Source organism: Ensifer sp. ENS03 (assembly GCF_014852035.1).
In the GTDB taxonomy this organism is placed as follows: domain Bacteria; phylum Pseudomonadota; class Alphaproteobacteria; order Rhizobiales; family Rhizobiaceae; genus Ensifer; species Ensifer adhaerens.
On sequence record NZ_JACVAV010000001.1, the window covers coordinates 1,233,508 to 1,252,457 of the forward strand.

Sequence of the window (18,950 nt, forward strand, 5' to 3'; positions counted from 1 at the left end):
AACCTCCCATGAGCGGCGACCACCACCACGCAGATGTCACGAGCACGCCGGTTTCAAGGCTCTGGGCCTCGCTTGGCCTGACCGGCGGCTTCATGCTGGCCGAAGTCGTCGGCGGCATCCTGACCGGCAGCCTGGCGCTGATATCCGACGCCATGCACATGCTGACCGACACGGCGGCCCTTGCGATCGCGCTCGTCGCGATCCATGTCGGCCGTCGCCCGTCAGACCTCTTGCGCACCTATGGCTACGCCCGCTTCGAGATCCTGGCTGCCGCCTTCAACGCGCTGCTCCTGCTCGGTGTTGCCTTCTACATCCTCTATGAGGCCTGGAAGCGGCTGTCCGAGCCGCAGGAGATCCAGTCCGGCGGCATGCTGGTGATTGCCGTCGTCGGCCTTCTCGTCAATCTCGCCTCGATGCGGCTGCTCACCAGCCACAAGGACGAAAGCCTCAACGTCAAGGGCGCCTATCTCGAAGTCTGGTCGGACATGCTGGGCTCGCTCGCCGTCATCGTCGGCGCGGTGGTCATCTGGCTGACCAGCTGGCAGTGGGTGGATTCGCTGCTCGCTGTCGGCATCGGCTTCATGGTCTTTCCGCGCACCTGGGTGCTGCTGAAGGAGTGCGTCAACATCCTGCTCGAAGGCGTGCCGCCGGGCATGCGCCTCGCCGATGTCCACGCGACGATTGCCGCCGTTCCCGGTGTTGCCTCCGTGCATGACCTGCATCTCTGGGCAATCACCCAGAGCCAGCCGTCGCTGACCGCCCATGCCGTACTTGCCGACGGTGCCGATGCCGAGACCGTGCGCCGCGCAATCGAGGAGCAGTTGCGCGCGACGTTCGACCTGCACCACACGACGCTGCAGATGGAGCGGGAAGATCGCGCGGCAGCGGAACATATCCACTGATGGCTGAAAGGGCGGGATTGCACTCGCCGGAGAAGGAAGTTGCATGAGCACCCAGCATGACCCACGCGTCAGGATCGTCGGCCGCCGCACGCTGTGGAAGGGCTTTGCGCACCTGGAAGAGGTGACGTTCGAACAGCAGATGTCCGATGGCGCGACCGTGACGCTGAAGCGGGAGATCCACGACCATGGCAATGCGGCGACCATCCTGCTCGTCGATGCCAGGCGCCAGAGCGTCATCCTGGTGCGGCAGCTTCGCGTTCCCGTTCTGCTCCAGGGCGACCCGGCCTATCTGATCGAGGCGGCCGCCGGGCTCCTCGACGGCGACACTCCGGAAGAGGCGATCTGCCGCGAGGCGCTGGAGGAGACCGGCTACCACGTCCAGGACGTCATCCACCTCTTCGATGTCTATATGAGCCCGGGGGCGCTGACCGAGCGCACGAGCTTCTTTGCCGGCCACATCGATGCCACCGAGAAACGCGGCGACGGCGGCGGGCTTGCGCATGAGGGCGAGGACATAGAAGTGCTGGAAATCCCATTCGACGAAGCCGTCGCAATGATCCCGACCGGAGAGATCTGCGATGCCAAGACGATCATGCTCCTGCAGTGGGCGCAGCTCAACCGACAGCAGCTGTTTGCCTAAGGGATTGTTTTATAAGAGTATAATTTATTACCGATATTTCACTTTTTGATCCGTATCGGGTAAGCTAAAGCGCTGATGTCCTCATTATCGACATGGGCGCTTCATGACATCCTCCCTACCGGAACGTGCAACCGACGACGAGCAGCAGGCGGAGGGAGACTGGTTCTCCTTCCTGCGTCGCAATCGCCGTTATCTATCGGCTGCCGGTACGCTCTTCGTAATCGCACTTTTCGGCTTTGCGATCTTTCACCTGACGTCCGAAGTCCAGTACGACGAGGTCGTCCAGGCATTGGCGGATACCAGTTGGATCTCCGTCGCGGCGGCGGTGTTCTTCACCGCATTGAGTTTCCTCGCGCTCACCTTCTATGACGTCAGCGCGCTTGATTACGTCAAGCGAAAGCTGCCCTATGCCGACGTGGCGCTGACGGCGGCCTCGGCCTACGCGGTCGGCAATACTGCGGGGTTCGGGGCGCTCAGTGGCGGCGCCATCCGCTACCGCTCCTATTCGCGCCTCGGCATCGAGCCTGAGAACATCGCCCGCATCATCGCCTTCGTGACGCTCGCCTTCGGGCTCGGGCTGCTGGCGGTGACTTGCCTCAGCCTGCTTGCCGTCGGCGAGTATGTGGCGCCGATGACCGGGATGGATCCTCTGGTATTGCGCGTAATCGCGGCCGTGATCCTCGGCGGTCTGTTCACAGTGTTCTTTCTTGCCCGTGACGGGCGCGAGGTCAGCATCGGGCGTCTGACGCTTCGGCTCCCGGATTCGCGCACCGTTTCGCGCCAGTTCCTGGTGACGGCGCTCGATCTCGCCGCCTCGGCGACCGTTCTCTATGTTCTTCTACCCGCCGGCACGATCGGCTGGCCGGCCTTCCTTGCGGTCTATTCGCTGGCCGTCGGCGTCGGCGTCTTGAGCCATGTGCCGGCCGGTCTTGGCGTCTTCGAGACGATCATCATCGCGACGCTCGGCCACAATGCCGATGTCGACACCATTCTCGGCGCGCTGGTGCTCTACCGCGTGATCTATCACGTGCTGCCGCTGGTGATCGCGATCGCCGTCGTCATCGGCATCGAACTCCGCCAGTTGTCCGGTCATCCGGTTGCCTCCAGCGTGCGGCGCATCGGCGGCCGCATGACGCCGCTGCTTCTGGCAACGCTCGGCATCGTGCTGGCGATCATGCTGGTTCTTTCCAGCGTGACCCCGACGCCCGACGAGAACCTGGCATTCCTCGAAGGACTGCTGCCCTTGCCGATCGTCGAGGGAGCACACTTCCTCGCCAGCCTGCTCGGCCTTGCCCTCGTGGTCGTCTCGCGCGGACTGGCGCTGAGGCTTGACGGCGCCTGGTGGGCCTCGATCGTGATCGCGATCGCCGCGCTGCTGCTGTCGCTGATCAAGGCGATCGCCGTGGTGGAAGCGGGCATGCTGGCCTTCTTCCTGGTGGGGCTCATCGTCAGCCGCCGCCTGTTCGTGCGGCCGGCCTCGCTGTTCGGGCAGGCGCTGACGGTGCCATGGCTGACGGCGCTCGGCGTCATCTGCCTGGGCGCGCTGGTCGTGCTCCTCTTCGTCTATCGCGATGTCGAATACAGCCATGAGCTCTGGTGGCAGTTCGAATTCTCCGCCGAAGCCCCCCGCGGCCTGCGCGCGCTTCTCGGCGTGACGATCGGCGCGAGCATGCTTGCGATCTGGAGCCTGATGCGCCCGGCAACCGGAGCCGCCGAGCCTGCCTCCGACGACGCGATGGAGCGGGCGCTTTCGATCGTCGAGGCGCAGGACATGTCCGATGCCAATCTGGTGCGCATGGGCGACAAGAGCCTGTTGTTTTCCGCCGACGGCCGAGCATTCATCATGTATGGCCAGCGTGCTCGTTCCTGGATCGCGCTTTTCGATCCCGTCGGCCCGATCGATGCCTGGCCGGAGCTGATCTGGCACTTCATCGAAAAGGCGCGCGCGGCCGGCTGCCGGGCGGTTTTCTACCAGGTCTCGCCCCTGGGGCTTGCATACTATGCCGATGCCGGGCTGCGCGCCTTCCGGCTCGGCGAACTCGCGCGCGTCGACCTCGCCCGCTTCGAGCTGAAGGGGGGCAAATGGGCGAACCTGCGCCAGCAGGTGAGCCGCGCCCAGCGCGACGGGCTCGAGTTCCGTGTCGTAGCGCCCGAAAATGTTCCGGACGTCATGCCTGACCTGACCGCGGTCTCCGATGCCTGGCTCGCGCATCACAATGCCAAGGAGAAAGGCTTCTCGCTCGGTGCCTTCGATCCCGAGTATCTTCGCGAGCAGCCGGTGGCGATCCTCACCTGTGGTGGGCGTACGGTCGCATTTGCCAATATTCTGGTGACGGCGACCAAGGAGGAGGGGACCGTTGACCTCATGCGCTTTTCGCCGGATGCGCCGAAGGGCGCGATGGATTTTCTCTTCGCCCAGGTGATGGAGTATCTGAAGGCCGAGGGATACCGTGCCTTCAACCTTGGCATGGCGCCCCTGTCGGGCATGTCCACGCGCCAGATCGCGCCGGTCTGGGACCGGGCCGGGCGCACCTTCTTCGAACACGGCGAACGTTTCTACAACTTCAAGGGCTTGCGCGCCTTCAAGTCGAAGTTTCATCCGCAGTGGCAACCGCGCTATCTTGTCGCCAGTGGCGGCATCAATCCGATCCTCGCCCTGATGGATGCGACATTCCTGATCGGCGGCGGTCTCAAGGGAGTGGTGAAGAAATGATCCCTGTCGCGAACGCCTGGAAATGCCTGACTTCGGCGGCGCTGCTGCTCTCCGCATCGATGTTCCCCGCTCTCGCAGAAGACACGCCGAAGAGCTACGATACCGGGATGATCCCGTCGCCGCGCATCATGCTGCCGAAGGAAAAGGCGGCCGCACTTGTCGTGCTGCTGTCGGACGCCGCCGGCTGGACGGACAAGGAGCAGGCGATCGCCGACACGCTCACCGATGACAAGACAGTCGTTGTCGGCATCGACCTCAAGGCCTATCTCGCTTCGCTCGCCAAGGATGATGGCGACTGCATCTACATGGTCTCCGACATCGAATCGCTGAGCCAGCAGGTGCAGCGTGCCGTCGGCACCGACGCTTACCAATTGCCCGTCGTCGCAGGCGTCGGTGCCGGTGGTGCGCTGGCACTCGCCATCGCTGCCCAGACACCGCCTGCCACCATCGGCCAAACACTTGCGATTGATCCGGAAGAGGGGATCGCGCTTGAAAAGCAACTCTGCACCCCGGCCGAAAAGGTGAAGAAGGGCGACCGCATGGTCTATGGCCTGACCGACGGGGCATTGCCGGATCCGGTTTCCGTCGTCTTTTCACCCGCGGCATCGGCCGACGGGCGCTCCCATGTGGCGGCATTGATCGCCAAGCATCCGGACGTCGAGCAAGAGGACAGTGACGACGACGCCTATACGACGCTGTCCGATCACCTCACCGATATCATCGACAGCGAGCGCGACGCCGGCAATCCGTTCGGCTTGCCCCTGACCATCCTTGACGCAAAGCCGACCCGTGACACGATGGCGGTGATCTATTCGGGCGACGGTGGCTGGCGCGACATCGACAAGGAAGTCGGCGACGTGCTGCAGCAGCAGGGCGTACCGGTCGTCGGCTTCGATTCCCTGCACTACTTCTGGTCCGAGCGCGATCCGCAGGTGACGGCGGACGACCTTGCCAAGGTGATGAGCTACTACCGCAAGCACTGGAACGTGCGAAACGTGCTCCTCATCGGCTATTCCTTCGGTGCCGACGTGCTGCCGCGAACCTTCAACCTGCTGCCGGCCGGCGAAAAGGCCCATGTTCGTCAGGTGACCTTGATGGCCCTCTCGCACATGGTCGATTACAAGGTCTCTGTGCTGGGTTGGCTAGGGGCTTCGGGCGACGGCAAGGGTGGTGATCCGCTCGACGATATCAAGCGCATCGATCCGGCGCTGGTGCAATGCATCTACGGCACCGACGAAGAGGACGATGCCTGCCCCGAGCTGAAGGGCACCGGCGTCGACGTCATCGGCATCGACGGCGGCCACCACTTCGACGAGGATTATCCGGCGCTGACACGGCGCGTGCTTGATGCCCTCGATCGCCGGCTGGCTTCGGCGAAGTGAACGGTCGGTGTGTGGGGGCGTGAGGCTTACCCCCCTCTGCCCCGCCGGGGATCTCCCCCCACAAAGGGGAGATCGGCTAGACGCGCCCACCGGCTACAACTGAACGAGATTGCCCGCTGGCTCGATGTTGACGATGGGGGTATCCTTCTGCCCCAGATAGAGTTGCCACCGGCGAACCGGTAATGACCGCCGAGCGGTCGCCATCTGCTGATATCCCCCCTTGCGGGGGAGATGCCCGGCATGACAGAGGGGCGTTAACCGCGTGTGATGCGCCGTAGTCGGGACAAAGCAACCCGGCGTGATTACGCAGCCGGCGAAATCAGCGTACCCGTCGCCTCGCCAAGGCTCTTGCTCACAGCGCGACCGCCTTCCATGCGTATCTTGCCCTCGGCCATCAGCCGAAGCGCCATCGGATAGGTGCGGTGCTCGACGGTCAGCACTCGGGCAGCAAGGCTGTCGGACGTGTCTCCGGGCACGACCGGAACCACCGCCTGCGCCAGGATCGGGCCTTCGTCCATGCCTTCGGTGACGAAGTGCACGGTGCAACCGGCGACCTTCATGCCGGCGTCGATAGCCCGCTGATGGGTGTGCAGGCCGGGGAAAAGCGGCAGCAAGGACGGATGGATGTTGAGGATGCGTCCCTCGTGGCGCTGGATGAACGTCGCCGACAGCAGACGCATATAGCCGGCGAGGCAGATGATGTCCGGCGACAGCCGGTCGAGCTCGGCAAGAATTGCCGCCTCGTGGGCGTCCTTGCTGTCGTAGTCCTTGCGCAGGAAAGCGCGCGTGGGGATGCCAAGCGCCTCGGCTTTGGCGAGGCCGCCGGCATCCGCCTTGTCGGCGATGACGGCGACGATCTCGGCCGGGAAATCCGGCTCGGCCGTTGCCTTTGCGAGCGCCAGCATGTTGGAGCCGCCACCAGAGATGAAGACGACGACCCGCTTCTTGCCCGTCGAGACTTCCGTCGTCATAGGGCCAGGTTGCCCTTGTAGATCGTGCCGGCTGCACCTTCGTCGCGGGCGACCATGCGGCCCAGCGTAAAGACGGTTTCGCCTTCGCCGGTGAGCACGGCGGAAACCTCTGCGGCCTTGTCGGCCGGAACGACGGCGATCATGCCGACGCCGCAGTTGAAGGTGCGCAACATTTCATTGGCGGCAACGCCGCCGGTCTGGGCAAGCCAGGAGAACACCTTCGGCGCCTTGATCGCGTCGAGGTCGATCTCGGCAGCGAGGTGCTTTGGCAGCACGCGCGGAATGTTCTCAGGGAAACCGCCGCCGGTGATGTGGGCGAGCGCCTTGATCGAACCGGTCTCGCGGATCGCCTTCAGGAGCGGCTTCACATAGATGCGCGTCGGCGTCATCAGGAGATCGGCAAGCGTACCTTCGCCGAACGGAGCAGGAGCATCCCAGGCAAGGCCCGAGAGCGTGACGATCTTGCGCACCAGCGAATAGCCGTTGGAATGCACGCCGGAGGAGGCGAGGCCGAGGATGACGTCGCCCTCGGAGATGTCACCGGCCGGCAGCAACTGACCGCGTTCGGCAGCGCCGACGGCAAAGCCCGCGAGATCGTAGTCGCCGCCCGAATACATGCCGGGCATTTCGGCGGTCTCGCCGCCGATCAGCGCGCAACCGGATTCGCGGCAGCCCGCAGCGATGCCGGCGACGATCGCGGCACCCTGGTCCGGGTCAAGCTTGCCGGTCGCGAAATAGTCGAGGAAGAAGAGCGGTTCGGCGCCCTGGACGACGAGGTCGTTGACGCACATGGCGACGAGGTCGATGCCGACGGTGTCGTGCTTGTTGGCGTCGATGGCGATCTTCAGCTTGGTGCCGACGCCGTCATTGGCGGCCACCAGAACCGGGTCGGTGAAGCCCGCGGCCTTGAGATCGAAGAGACCGCCGAAGCCGCCGATTTCGCCGTCGGCGCCGGGCCGCCGGGTCGAGCGCACATGCGGCTTGATCTTCTCGACCATCAGGTTCCCGGCGTCGATATCAACGCCCGCGTCGCTATAGGTGAGACCGTTCTTTCCCGACTGGCTCATGCTCGTTCTCCAAGGCTCGTCGTGCGACAGGTATTTTGCGGATGCGATTGGCACGGCAGGCAAGGGAGTGCAAGCCGAGAGCAGGCCTTGGCGGCGTTTTTTCACCATTTTGCCCATATCCCACGGCGCAAGCCAGTCAGCTTGGCTATAAACTGGATGACTGCACCGGTCGGACTTGACCGTTACGCGCACCGCCCCCTATCTCCTTGACAGGGTTGTGATACGCAACAGTGGCGAGCAGCGCCTCACGAGGAGTGTCATGGATATCAAGGTCAGCGGTTCCGGATTGCAGCGCCAGGTCATTTTCTGGCTACTGGTGCTTGCCGCCTTCATTGCCTTCCTCATGGTTTTCAGCTCGATCCTGCTGCCATTCCTGGCCGGCATGGCGCTTGCCTATTTCCTCGACCCGGTCGCAGACCGCCTGGAGCGGTTCGGCTTGAGCCGGTTGATGGCGACGGTCGTGATCCTGATCGGCTTCGTCGTCGTCTTCGTGCTGGCCCTCATGGTCATCATTCCTGTCGTCGTTAGCCAGGCGGTCGATTTCATTGCGAACATCCCCGGCTATGCCGCCAAGCTGCAGGTGCTCGTCAACGAAGCGCAGACGCGGCTGATTCCCGATTGGCTCGCGAGCCAGATGCCGTCGCTGAAGCAAAGCTCCGGCAAACTGCTCGAACAGGGTGCGGCCTTCGTCGGCACGCTCTTCCAGCAGATCTGGAACTCCGGCGTGGCGTTGCTCGACGTCATCTCGCTGCTGGTCGTCACCCCTGTCGTCGCCTTCTATATCCTGCTCGATTGGGACCGGATGGTCGAGAAGGTCGATAGCTGGGTTCCGCGCGACTACGTCTCGGATGTGCGCCAGATCGCCCGCGACATGAACGCGACGATCGCCGGCTTTGTGCGCGGGCAGGGCTCGCTCTGCCTCATCCTTGGTCTTTATTACGGGATCGGCCTGTCGCTGGTCGGTCTCAATTTCGGTCTGCTGATCGGTCTATTCGCTGGCATGATCAGTTTCATTCCCTATGTCGGATCCATGGTCGGCCTGGTGCTCGCCGTTGGCGTCGCACTGGTCCAGTTCTGGCCGGACTATCTGTGGATCGGCCTCGTGCTTGCCGTCTTTTTCAGCGGTCAGTTCATGGAGGGCAATATCCTCCAGCCGAAGCTGGTGGGCAAAAGCGTCGGCCTGCATCCGGTCTGGCTGATGTTTGCGCTGCTTGCCTTCGGTGCACTGTTCGGCTTCGTCGGTCTTCTGGTCGCGGTGCCCGCAGCAGCCGCCATCGGCGTGCTTGTCCGCTTCGGCATCCAGCGCTACCTTGATAGCGACCTCTATCACGGGCACGGCAAGGCCGTGGAAAAGAAGGCGAAGAGCGACAAGGCCGCCTGATTTCCGACGATTGTCCCGAGTACAGCATGACAAAACGCCCATTCGAACAAATCCCCCTGGCTTTCGGCCACGACCCGGCGACGGGTCGTGAGGACCTGCTCGTCTCCGACAGGCTGAGCGCGGCCATCGCCATCGTCGACCACTGGCCGGACTGGCCGGCGCCCGTGGTCATCATCGCCGGCCCGGTCGGCTCGGGAAAATCGCATCTCGCCAGCATCTGGAAGGAGCGGGCAGGAGCGGAAGTGATCCACCCGCTCGCCGGCTCCGATGCCGCGTTGATCGCGGCCGAACGACCTGTTCTCTTCGAGGATGCCGACCGCAGCGGCTTCGACGACACGACGCTGTTCCACGTCATCAACAACGTGCGCCAGCACGGCACCAGCCTGCTGATGACGACGCGGCTCTGGCCGATGTCCTGGCCAGTGACGCTGCCGGACCTGCGCTCGCGCCTGAAGGCGGCGACCGTGGTCGAGATCGGTGAGCCGGACGACGAATTGCTGACGCAGGTGCTGATCAAGCTCTTTGCCGATCGCCAGCTTTTCGTCGACGAGCGGCTGGTGGGCTACATCGTCCAGCGCATGGAGCGCTCGTTGGAGGCGGCGCAGACGATCGTCGAGCGCATCGACCATCTGGCGCTGGCCCGCGGCACGAAGCTTTCACGCGCGCTCGCTTCTGAAGTTCTCGAAGAACTGGGAAATCAGCGTCGGTCCGATTGACTGTCACAGAACCGTCGTCAAACTGAGATAGCCGGTGCAGCCGGAGCAATGGGATCTGAAAAGCATGGATAACGCGCTATCTGCGGTGAACGAAAACCAGGCATCGGCGGAGGACGTCGACCTGCTGACGAGCCCGCAGCGCTTCATCAACCGCGAATTTTCCTGGCTGCAGTTCAATCGCCGCGTGCTCGAGGAAACGCTGAACACGGCGCATCCTCTGCTGGAGCGTGTTCGCTTTCTGTCGATCTCTGCCGCCAACCTCGACGAGTTCTTCATGGTGCGCGTCGCCGGCCTCGAAGGCCAGGTGCGCCAGGGCCTCTCGATGCGTTCGCCCGACGGCAAGACCCCGGTCGAGCAGCTCGAAGACATCCTGAAGGAAATCGACAATCTGCAGATGGAGCAGCAGGCCTCGCTCGCCGTGCTTCAGCAGTATCTCGCCAAGGAAGACATCCTGATCGTTCGCCCGGCCTCGCTTTCGGTGCAGGACAGGAGCTGGCTTGCCAACGAGTTCGATCAGTCGATCTTCCCAGTGCTGACACCGCTCTCCATCGACCCGGCGCATCCGTTCCCCTTCATTCCGAACCTCGGCTTTTCGATGGGCCTGCAGCTCGTCAGCAAGACCGGCCGCGAGCCAATGACGGCGCTACTGCGTCTGCCGGTGGCACTCGACCGCTTCATCCGGCTGCCCGACGTCAAGAACGTCATCCGCTACATCACCCTCGAAGACATGGTCAGCCAGTTCATCGACCGGCTGTTTCCGGGCTATGAGGTCAAAGGCTCCGGTACCTTCCGCATCATTCGCGACAGCGATATCGAGGTGGAAGAAGAGGCGGAAGACCTCGTTCGCTTTTTCGAGACCGCGCTGAAGCGCCGTCGCCGCGGTTCGGTGATCCGCATCGAGACCGATTCGGAGATGCCGGCGTCGCTGCGCCAGTTCGTCGTGCAGGAACTGGGCGTCCCGGAAAACCGGATCGCCGTCCTGCCGGGACTGCTGGCACTCAACACTTTGTCCGAAATCACCAAGGCTCCACGCGACGATCTGCGCTTCGAGCCGTACAATCCGCGTTTCCCCGAGCGCGTGCGCGAGCATGCCGGCGACTGCCTGGCGGCGATCCGCGAGAAGGACATGGTGGTGCATCACCCCTACGAGTCCTTTGACGTGGTCGTGCAGTTCCTGTTGCAGGCGGCGCGCGATCCTGAAGTCGTCGCCATCAAGCAGACGCTTTACCGCACGTCGAACGACAGCCCGATCGTGCGCGCCCTGATCGACGCCGCCGAGGCCGGCAAGTCCGTGACGGCGCTGGTCGAGCTCAAGGCCCGCTTCGACGAGGAAGCCAATATCCGCTGGGCGCGCGACCTCGAACGCGCCGGCGTCCAGGTCGTCTTCGGCTTCATCGAACTGAAGACCCATGCCAAAATGTCGATGGTGGTGCGGCGCGAAGAGGGCAAGCTTCGGACCTACTGCCATCTCGGCACCGGCAACTATCACCCGGTCACCGCGAAGATCTACACCGACCTGTCGTTCTTCACCTGCAACCCGGTCATCGCCCACGACATGGCGAACATCTTCAACTTCATCACCGGCTACGGCGAGCCGGAGGCGGGCATGAAGCTGGCCGTCTCGCCGCACACGCTGCGCCCGCGCATTCTCAGGCACGTCGACGAAGAAATCGAGCATGCCAAGGCCGGGCGCCCGGCGGCGATCTGGATGAAGATGAACTCGCTTGTCGATCCGGAGATCATCGACGCGCTTTATAAGGCGAGCCGTGCCGGCGTCGAAATCGACCTGGTGGTGCGCGGCATCTGCTGCCTGCGCCCGCAGGTCCCGGGGCTATCTGACAATATCCGTGTCAAGTCTATCGTAGGTCGATTCCTCGAACATTCCCGCATATTCTGCTTCGGCAACGGTCACGGGCTTCCATCGGAGAATGCCCTTGTCTATATCGGCTCGGCGGATATGATGCCGCGCAATCTGGATCGGCGGGTCGAGACGCTCGTGCCTCTCATCAACCGGACTGTGCACGAACAGGTTCTGTCGCAGATCATGCTGGGTAATCTCATCGACAACCAGCAGAGCTACGAAATTCTTCCCGATGGCACCTCTCGCCGGATGGAAGTCGGCAAGGATGCCGAGCCTTTCAACGCACAGCACTATTTCATGACCAATCCCAGCCTCTCCGGCCGGGGCGAGGCCCTGAAGTCCAGCGCACCGAAGCTCATAGCCGGCTGGAAGAGCGGCTGGCACAAATAAACTGGAATTGCATGGTCGAATCTGAAGCGCAGGGGCGTCTGCCCGGCATCCGCCCGGTTTCCGTTATCGATATCGGTTCGAACTCCATCCGCCTTGTCGTCTATGAAGGCCTGAGCCGCTCGCCGGCCATGCTGTTCAACGAAAAGGTGATGTGCGGTCTCGGCAAGGGCATCGATGCGACCGGACGCATGGATGAAGACAGCGTCGAGCGCGCGCTGAAAGCGCTGCATCGCTTTCACGCGCTCTCCAAGCAGGCGCGTGCGACCTCGATGTATGTGCTGGCGACGGCCGCCGCACGCGAGGCGAGCAATGGGCCCGCCTTCATCGAGAAGGCAGAGGCGATCCTCGGTCACAAGGTCCGCATCCTTACCGGCGAGGAAGAGGCCTATTATTCCGCGATGGGCATCGTCAGCGGCTATCATGATCCCGACGGTGTCGTCGGCGACCTTGGCGGTGGCTCGCTGGAACTCGTCGAGGTCTCCGGCACGAAAATCGGCAAGGGCATCACCCTCCCGCTCGGCGGTATCCGTTTGTTCGAGCACAGCAACGGCTCACTCACCAAGGCGCGCACCTGGGTGCGCAAGTTCATGAAGAACTCGGCGGTGCTGAAGACCGGCACGGGACGGACGTTCTATGCGGTCGGCGGCACTTGGCGTTCGATCGCCAAGCTGCACATGGAGATCCGCGACTATCCGCTGCACATGATGCAGGGCTACGAGATTTCCTTTGACGAGGCGATGGCGCTTTTGCCGGAAGTGATCGAGCCGAAGAACATCAAGCCGTCCGCCTATTCGACGATCTCGAAGAGCCGCCGCAGCCTTCTGCCCTTCGGCGCGATCGCCATGCAGGAAGCGCTGGAGATCATGAAGCCGGAGCGGATTTCCTTCTCGGCGCTCGGCGTTCGCGAAGGTTATCTTTTCTCGCTCTTGAGGGACGAGGAACGTGCTCAGGATCCGCTGCTGACGGCGGCCAACGAGATCGCCATCCTGCGTGCCCGCTCGCCCGAGCACGCCCGCGAACTGGCTGACTGGACCGGTCGCATGGTGCCGTTCTTCGGGATCGAGGAGACGGAAGAGGAAGGCCGGTATCGCCAGGCGGCCTGCCTGCTCGCGGATATCAGCTGGCGGGCGCACCCCGACTATCGCGGTCTCCAGGCGCTGAACATCATCGCCCACTCGACCTTCTCCGGCATTACCCATGCCGGCCGCGCCTATATTGCGCTTTCCAATTATTACCGCTTCGAGGGGCTCAACGACGACGGCGCCACGAACGCACTTGCCGGCATCACCACGCCGCGCCTGCTGGAACTGGCAAAGCTGCTCGGCGGCCTCTTGCGTGTCGCCTATCTTTTCTCCGCATCGATGCCGGGGATTGCCCGGAACCTGACGTTCCGCAAGTCGTCTCTGCCGGACGTGGACCTCGAAATCGTCGTGCCTGCGGACTATTCGGAATTCCAGGGCGAGCGCCTGGATGGACGCCTGCAGCAGCTTGGAAAGCTCACTGGCAAGCGTCTCGCTTTCCACTTCGAAAGCTGACGCCGAAAAGTCACCGGTCAAACGGGAAGGGCGCGCGAACCGATGTTCGCGCGCCCTTTTGATTATTCGGCCTTGAGGAAGTCGCCGACTTCGAGCAGCACGAACTCGTTGTCGTCGGCCTTGTCGAGTGCGCGGCCGGCCGAGAACGGCAGGTTGTTGTCGTTGCCGACGATGATGTGGGTCTCATCGACGCGGTCGACGTTCTCGATGGTGACGAAGGGCATATCGTAGAAGCCTTCGCCGCCGCCCTGACGCTTCTTGTTGTCCGGATCGGCGATCTTCAAGAGGTCGATGTAGCCGATCTTGCGCACGGCCTTGCCGGCATTGCTGTCGTCAAAGGCGATCTTGTAGATGCGCTTGACCTTGGAGCCCGTTGCGAAGCAGTCCGGCTTCGGGTCCTTCGGATCGGCGCAGGCCTTGTCCACCGTGCCGGCGCCATTGTCGCGCTCGATCACCAGCGCGGTCTTGTCGTCGAGCATGTTGAAGTCGCCGATCGCCTCGCCGCCTTCAGCCAGCGGATAGAGCCAGCTGCGGCCGGTCCAGGCTTTGCTCGCAACATCGAGTTCGATGATGCGCAGCGCCGGGCGGCCATCGGCCTGCTCAACCGTTTCGCTGTCGGTCCAGAGCGGGCCTTCGAGCAGGCCGTAAAGCTTGCTGCCGTCCTTGGAAAGCGCCATGCCTTCATAGCCGCCGGAGCGCTTCAGGTTGAAGGCGGGCGTCTTCTTCGAGGGATCGCCCTGCAGCGTCAGCGTCGGATTGTCGGGCGAAAGCACCGGCTTGCCGTCGACCGTGGTCGCGATCACGTCGGTCAGCTTGCCGTCGAGATCGAACTTGAGGATGTAGGGGCCGAACTCTTCACCGACCCAGAAGCCGTCCGCAACCGGCTGGATCGATTCGACGTCGAAGTCGGCGCCGGTGAGATAACGCTTGTCCGAGCCTTCCATGACGATCGGGAAGGGGGCCTTCTTGTCCGGGTCGGTCAGGAACAACGTCTTCAGTGCTTCGACCTTGCCGGCGTCCCAGTCCATCTTCACGTGGTGCAGCATCAGCATGGCGTCGCTGGAGTTCATCTTGCTGCCGAAACCGTTGTCGGAGAGGCTCCAGAAGGTGCCGTCTTCCATCGCCTTGATGCCGGAAAAGCCCTGCATCGGCTGGCCGTCGAAGGGCAGCGACAGGCCGGTCAGGCGAACGCCGTCCTTGCCCGGAACGGTGCCGAGCGCTTCGGCACGCTTGCGGTCCGCGGTGGTGAACTTGCCGGAGGTCTTGAGGTATTCCGGTGCGTCCGAGGGGGCGGCGATGATCGTGTTGGCCGGCAGGATCGCGTGGCCCTTCAGCGTCGCGGTAAAGGACTTTTCCTCGGCCGAGGCGGCCATCGTCATCAAAAGAGAAAGAGCCGCGGTGGCGAGAAGCGTTTTCGTCATGAGGTTCACCTTGGGTTGGAGCCTTCTGCATGTCTCCTTGGATCGCCCTAGATCCAAGGAGGCAGACGTGCAGCAAATTCGACGTGCTGCAGCGACCCTTGCGCGTCCCAGGACGCGCGGCGCTGCAGTCCGCAACCCGATAGGCGGCTATGATGACGGTTGGGTGATGCTTGCTTTACAACCCGATGAAGCTTTGGTGACAGGATTAGCCGGCGACGGCGAGGCTTGCCCAGCGGCCGGGCGTCAGGCCGTAGGCGCGCTTGAAATGACGGGTGAAATGCGCCTGGTCGGCAAAGCCGGTTTCGAGCGCAGCACCGGCAAGGCTTTCGCCCCGGGCGATCATCTGCCGTGCCCGCTCCAGCCGGCGCATCAGCAGGTAGCGATGGGGGCTGGTGCCGAGAACCCGGCGGAATTGCCGGGCGAGCGTGAAGCGATCGAGCCCGCTCACCGCCTCAAGTTCCTGCGAGCCGACGGGCCGTTCGAGATTGGCGCGAAGGAATTCGCTCGCCTGTAGAACGGCACGCTTGTCGGCCTTTGCGGGCTTGGCGTCCTTGGTGCCGGCGTGACGGTAGAGCCCCTCGGCGATCCGCACGAGAATGTCGTCGAGCGCCAGTTCGTCGATGCCATTGTCGAGATCCATCACGGCTTCGCCGACCGCCTGCCGCAGCGCCTCGTCGCCCACGACAGGGGCTGCGACGAAGGGCAGGGAGCGGTCGGTTTCATCAAGGGCTGCGAGTAGCCGTTCCGGCTGCAGATACATCATCCGGTAGCGCAGCCCGATCTCCGTTCCCGCGCCGCCATCATGGATCTCGTCCGGGTGGAGGATGATGATGCTTCCAGGATTGCTGAAGCGGCTTTCGCCGCGATACTGAAACGTCTGGACGCCGCCGAGCGTTACGCCGATGGCATAGGTGTCGTGGCGGTGCGGCTCGAAAAATTTTCCATGCAGGCGCGCCTCGATGCGCTCGATGCCATCGACGGCAGGCGCAACCCGAATGCCGTCGCCAGGCGCGCCGCACAATCGTTCAAGATCGATCGCAGCGCCGTCCGATAATGCGTCTTCCGGCACGCCCTGTCGGGCTGAAATGGAGATGGCCGTCATGTTCGATACCAAATTTGCAATCGTCTTGCGCGAGGACCTGGCAACCTGGCAGAAGCTCAACGTCACCGCCTTCCTCGCCACCGGGATCGCCGGACAGAAGCCCGGGATCATCGGCGAAGATTATCGCGATGGCGCCGGCAACGTCTACAACGCCTTGAGCATCCAGCCGATCATCGTCCTTGCCGCAGATGGGAAGACGCTCGGCAACATTCAACGGCGCGCGATCGAAAGAGAGGTCAAAGCTTCGATCTATGTCGACGGCATGTTTGCCACCGGTCACGACCACGCCAACCGTGCGGTTTTCGCCGAGACCAGGCCGGACGACGCGGCAGTCGCCGGCATTGCCATTCATGCGGACAGGAAGCTGGTCGACAAGATCACCAAGGGTGCCAAGCTGCACGGCTGACGGCGATCGCGATCCGGCCGATCGATGCCCTGCGCGCCGGCCGGGATCACTCGGCCGCGGTCGATGCCAGCTGAGGAGCCGCGCTGCCTGCGCGCAACGACAGAACGCCAAGCTTCTGCCCGCGTCCTCTGACGGCGTGCTCGCCGAGATCCTCGACCCGCACATAATGCGGCAGACGCATCTTGCGGGCGAGATCGGTGGAGATCAGTACCTGGTGGCCGAGCGTCTTGCAGAAACCTTCGAGCCGGGCGGTGGTGTTCACCGTATCGCCGAAATAGGTGATCTTGTGCCGGTCGAGCCCGATTTCCGCCGCAACGATGGTGCCGCCATGAAGCGCCGCGCGCAGCCGCGGAACCTCGCCGAACTCCTTTTGCCAACGGCGCGCATCCGCATCGATCATTTCCAGAATGTCGAAGACGCAATGAATGCAGGCCGCATTGTTGGTTGCGCGATCGAAAGGCCAGGTAATGACGGCGGCGTCACCGATATAGTCGTCGATCGAGCCGCGGTAGCGCATGACCGGGTCGGCGATCGTCGCAAACAGCCTGCCGAGATACTCCTGCATCCGCAGGTCGCCGTGTTTCTCGGCATAGGCGGTCGAGCCGGCCAGGTCGATGAAGAGGAAGACGCGTTCTTCCTCGACCGGTCTGCGATAGCGGCCGGTGAGCAGGCTCAAAAAGACGTCGCGCCCGAGGAGTTCGCGAACCCTGAGGATGAAGACGAGCGAACCTGATACGCCGAGCGCGAAGATTAGGACCGTCTTGGACGGCATCATCGCGTCCATCCAATGGTCCTCCATGACGCCGCCCGACTGCATGAGCAGGCCAGCGGCGGCATATCCGATGTCGAGAAGCACGAAGTAGATCACCAGCGACGCGACGAAAAAGACCGGCGTGGAAAAGGCGTGGATCCGTCGATGCAGGCGCCGGAAAATGATGCGTCGCTCGAAGGCGATGATCGGCAGGCACATGAAGAGCGCATAGGTCGCGCCGATCAGGGCGCCCTTGCCGTAGAAAACCCATGCGTAGACCGCGCCGGCGCCTGCAACGACCAGCAGCAAGAGAAGTCCTTCGAAAGTCGAAAAGCGCCAACGCATGCAGAAAGCTCCGGTACCGGAAGAGGCGGCATCCGTGTCGGTCGGCGTTGCCCAAGGCGCCGGCTCACGTCACATCGTTTGATACGATGGTGATTCTGTTCCGCCCGGCCCTTCGCTAGAGCTGGATTCAGGCGGAAACTTGTCTCCGCCCAATCCCTTTTTCAAGCTGACGCGGACGTGATCTCGGCGCTGATTTCCACTGCTTCGATCTTCTTGTCGACGAAGCGCAGGGCAACGTCGCCGTTGATCAGCTTCAGTGCCGTTTCGCCGAAGAGTTCGCGCCGCCAGCCCTTGAGCGCGGCGACATCCGCCTTCTCGCCCTCGGCAGCTATTTTGTCGAGATCTTCGCTGTTGGCGATGATCTTCGCGGCGACACCCTGCTTCTCGGCGATCAGCTTCAAAAGCACCTTCAGCATCTCGCCAGCGGCCGCAGCACCTTCCGGCGCATGGCTTTGGCGCGGAAGCTTCGGCAGATCGGCCTTCGGGATCGCCAGCGCCTCGTTGACGGCCTCGACGACCGCCGTTCCGGCGGTGGAGCGTTCCCAGCCCTTGGGAATGGTCCGGAGCCGTGCCAGTGCTTCCGCATCCTTCGGCTGCTGCTGGGCGATCTCGTAAATGGCGTCATCCTTGAGGATGCGGCCGCGCGGCACGTTGCGGGCGCGTGCCTCGCGCTCGCGCCAGGCGGCGACCGTCTTCAGCGCGGCGAGTTCGATCGGCTTCTTTACCCGCATCTTCAGCCGCTGCCAGGCGTCGTCAGGGTGCAGGTCGTAGGTGTCGCGGGCTTCGAGAATGGCCATCTCTTCGGTCAGCCAGAGCGAACGGCCTTCGCGCTCGAGTTCTGCCGCCAGGTATTTGTAGATGTCGCGCAGATGCGTCACGTCGGCCAGCGCATAGTCGAGCTGCTTTTCGGTCAGCGGACGGCGGCTCCAGTCGGTAAAGCGCGAGGACTTGTCGATCTGCGTGCCGGTGACGCGGTTGACCAGCTGGTCATAGGAAACGCTGTCGCCAAAGCCGCAAACCATCGCTGCGACCTGCGTATCGAAGATCGGATGCGGAATAAGGTTTCCGAGATGGAAGATGATCTCGATGTCCTGACGCGCGGCATGGAACACCTTGATGACCTCAGGGTTTGCCATCAGCGCGAAGAAGGGCGCAAGATCGATGCCCTTCGCCATCGGGTCGACGATGACGGCAAGGTCCGGGCTCGCCATCTGGATCAGGCAAAGCTCCGGCCAGAAAGTCGTCTCGCGAAGAAATTCGGTATCAATCGTAATATAATTTGATAGGGCCAGCTGCTGGCAGGCGGCCTCAAGGTCTGCTGTTGTTTCAATCATCAGATTTAAATCACTGTGGCGAAAATGCGGCTT

15 protein-coding genes are annotated in these 18,950 nt (G+C 63.1%); 9 read left to right on the forward strand and 6 right to left on the reverse strand.

Annotated features, from left to right (window positions below):
- The first annotated feature begins 8 nt into the window (after positions 1–8).
- The 4 genes from IB263_RS06060 (at position 9) to IB263_RS06075 (ending at position 5,637) form a co-directional block, all read left to right on the forward strand.
- On the forward strand, positions 9–902 hold the full coding sequence (locus IB263_RS06060; RefSeq protein ID WP_192437930.1) for a cation diffusion facilitator family transporter: 894 nt from the start codon (positions 9–11) through the stop codon (positions 900–902).
- Between the two features lie 43 nt (positions 903–945).
- The gene (locus tag IB263_RS06065) at positions 946–1,542 is read left to right on the forward strand and encodes an NUDIX domain-containing protein (RefSeq protein WP_192437932.1); all 597 of its coding nucleotides are present in this window, start codon (positions 946–948) and stop codon (positions 1,540–1,542) included.
- Positions 1,543–1,645: 103 nt separating this feature from the next.
- On the forward strand, positions 1,646–4,255 hold the full coding sequence (gene mprF, locus IB263_RS06070; RefSeq protein WP_192437935.1) for a bifunctional lysylphosphatidylglycerol flippase/synthetase MprF: 2,610 nt from the start codon (positions 1,646–1,648) through the stop codon (positions 4,253–4,255).
- A gap of 59 nt (positions 4,256–4,314) precedes the next feature.
- A complete protein-coding gene (locus IB263_RS06075; RefSeq protein WP_246810977.1) occupies positions 4,315–5,637 on the forward strand; it encodes a virulence factor family protein in 1,323 nt (440 codons plus the stop codon).
- A gap of 302 nt (positions 5,638–5,939) precedes the next feature.
- Here the strand turns inward: IB263_RS06075 and purN are convergent, their stop codons facing one another.
- Both purN and purM read right to left on the reverse strand, forming a co-directional pair.
- Complete coding sequence (purN, locus tag IB263_RS06080; RefSeq protein WP_034803831.1) at positions 5,940–6,608, reverse strand: phosphoribosylglycinamide formyltransferase; 669 nt, start codon at positions 6,606–6,608, stop codon at positions 5,940–5,942.
- A complete protein-coding gene (purM, locus tag IB263_RS06085; protein WP_034803829.1) occupies positions 6,605–7,675 on the reverse strand; it encodes a phosphoribosylformylglycinamidine cyclo-ligase in 1,071 nt (356 codons plus the stop codon). Before purM ends, purN begins: the two co-directional genes overlap by 4 nt.
- Before the next feature lie 259 nt (positions 7,676–7,934).
- On the opposite strand from purM, the gene IB263_RS06090 reads away from it, so the two are divergent.
- From IB263_RS06090 to ppx, 4 genes are all read left to right on the forward strand, one after another.
- Entirely contained in the window at positions 7,935–9,056 is a 1,122-nt protein-coding gene (locus tag IB263_RS06090) for an AI-2E family transporter (protein WP_192437939.1), read from the forward strand.
- 26 nt (positions 9,057–9,082) lie between these two features.
- Positions 9,083–9,772 carry a DnaA regulatory inactivator HdaA gene (gene hdaA / locus IB263_RS06095; protein WP_034803824.1) on the forward strand — a complete coding sequence of 230 codons (690 nt, stop codon included), beginning with the start codon at positions 9,083–9,085 and terminating at the stop codon, positions 9,770–9,772.
- A gap of 64 nt (positions 9,773–9,836) precedes the next feature.
- Complete coding sequence (locus IB263_RS06100; protein WP_034803821.1) at positions 9,837–12,023, forward strand: RNA degradosome polyphosphate kinase; 2,187 nt, start codon at positions 9,837–9,839, stop codon at positions 12,021–12,023.
- An 11-nt stretch (positions 12,024–12,034) separates the two neighbouring features.
- The gene (gene ppx, locus IB263_RS06105; protein WP_034803818.1) at positions 12,035–13,558 is read left to right on the forward strand and encodes an exopolyphosphatase; all 1,524 of its coding nucleotides are present in this window, start codon (positions 12,035–12,037) and stop codon (positions 13,556–13,558) included.
- A gap of 62 nt (positions 13,559–13,620) precedes the next feature.
- Here the strand turns inward: ppx and IB263_RS06110 are convergent, their stop codons facing one another.
- Positions 13,621–14,979 carry an esterase-like activity of phytase family protein gene (locus IB263_RS06110; RefSeq protein WP_192437941.1) on the reverse strand — a complete coding sequence of 453 codons (1,359 nt, stop codon included), beginning with the start codon at positions 14,977–14,979 and terminating at the stop codon, positions 13,621–13,623.
- Between the two features lie 205 nt (positions 14,980–15,184).
- A complete protein-coding gene (locus IB263_RS06115) occupies positions 15,185–16,081 on the reverse strand; it encodes an AraC family transcriptional regulator (RefSeq protein WP_082572949.1) in 897 nt (298 codons plus the stop codon).
- Here IB263_RS06115 and IB263_RS06120 point away from each other — a divergent pair.
- Entirely contained in the window at positions 16,080–16,487 is a 408-nt protein-coding gene (locus IB263_RS06120) for a DUF2000 family protein (RefSeq protein ID WP_034803813.1), read from the forward strand. The two genes, IB263_RS06115 and IB263_RS06120, sit on opposite strands and share 2 nt — an antisense overlap.
- A gap of 46 nt (positions 16,488–16,533) precedes the next feature.
- Here the strand turns inward: IB263_RS06120 and IB263_RS06125 are convergent, their stop codons facing one another.
- Both IB263_RS06125 and rnd read right to left on the reverse strand, forming a co-directional pair.
- Positions 16,534–17,583, reverse strand: coding sequence for an adenylate/guanylate cyclase domain-containing protein (locus IB263_RS06125; RefSeq protein ID WP_034803810.1), 1,050 nt, complete (start codon positions 17,581–17,583; stop codon positions 16,534–16,536).
- Positions 17,584–17,744: 161 nt separating this feature from the next.
- Positions 17,745–18,917, reverse strand: a complete 1,173-nt coding sequence (gene rnd / locus IB263_RS06130; RefSeq protein WP_034803806.1) for a ribonuclease D — start codon at positions 18,915–18,917, stop codon at positions 17,745–17,747.
- Between the last annotated feature and the right edge of the window lie 33 nt (positions 18,918–18,950).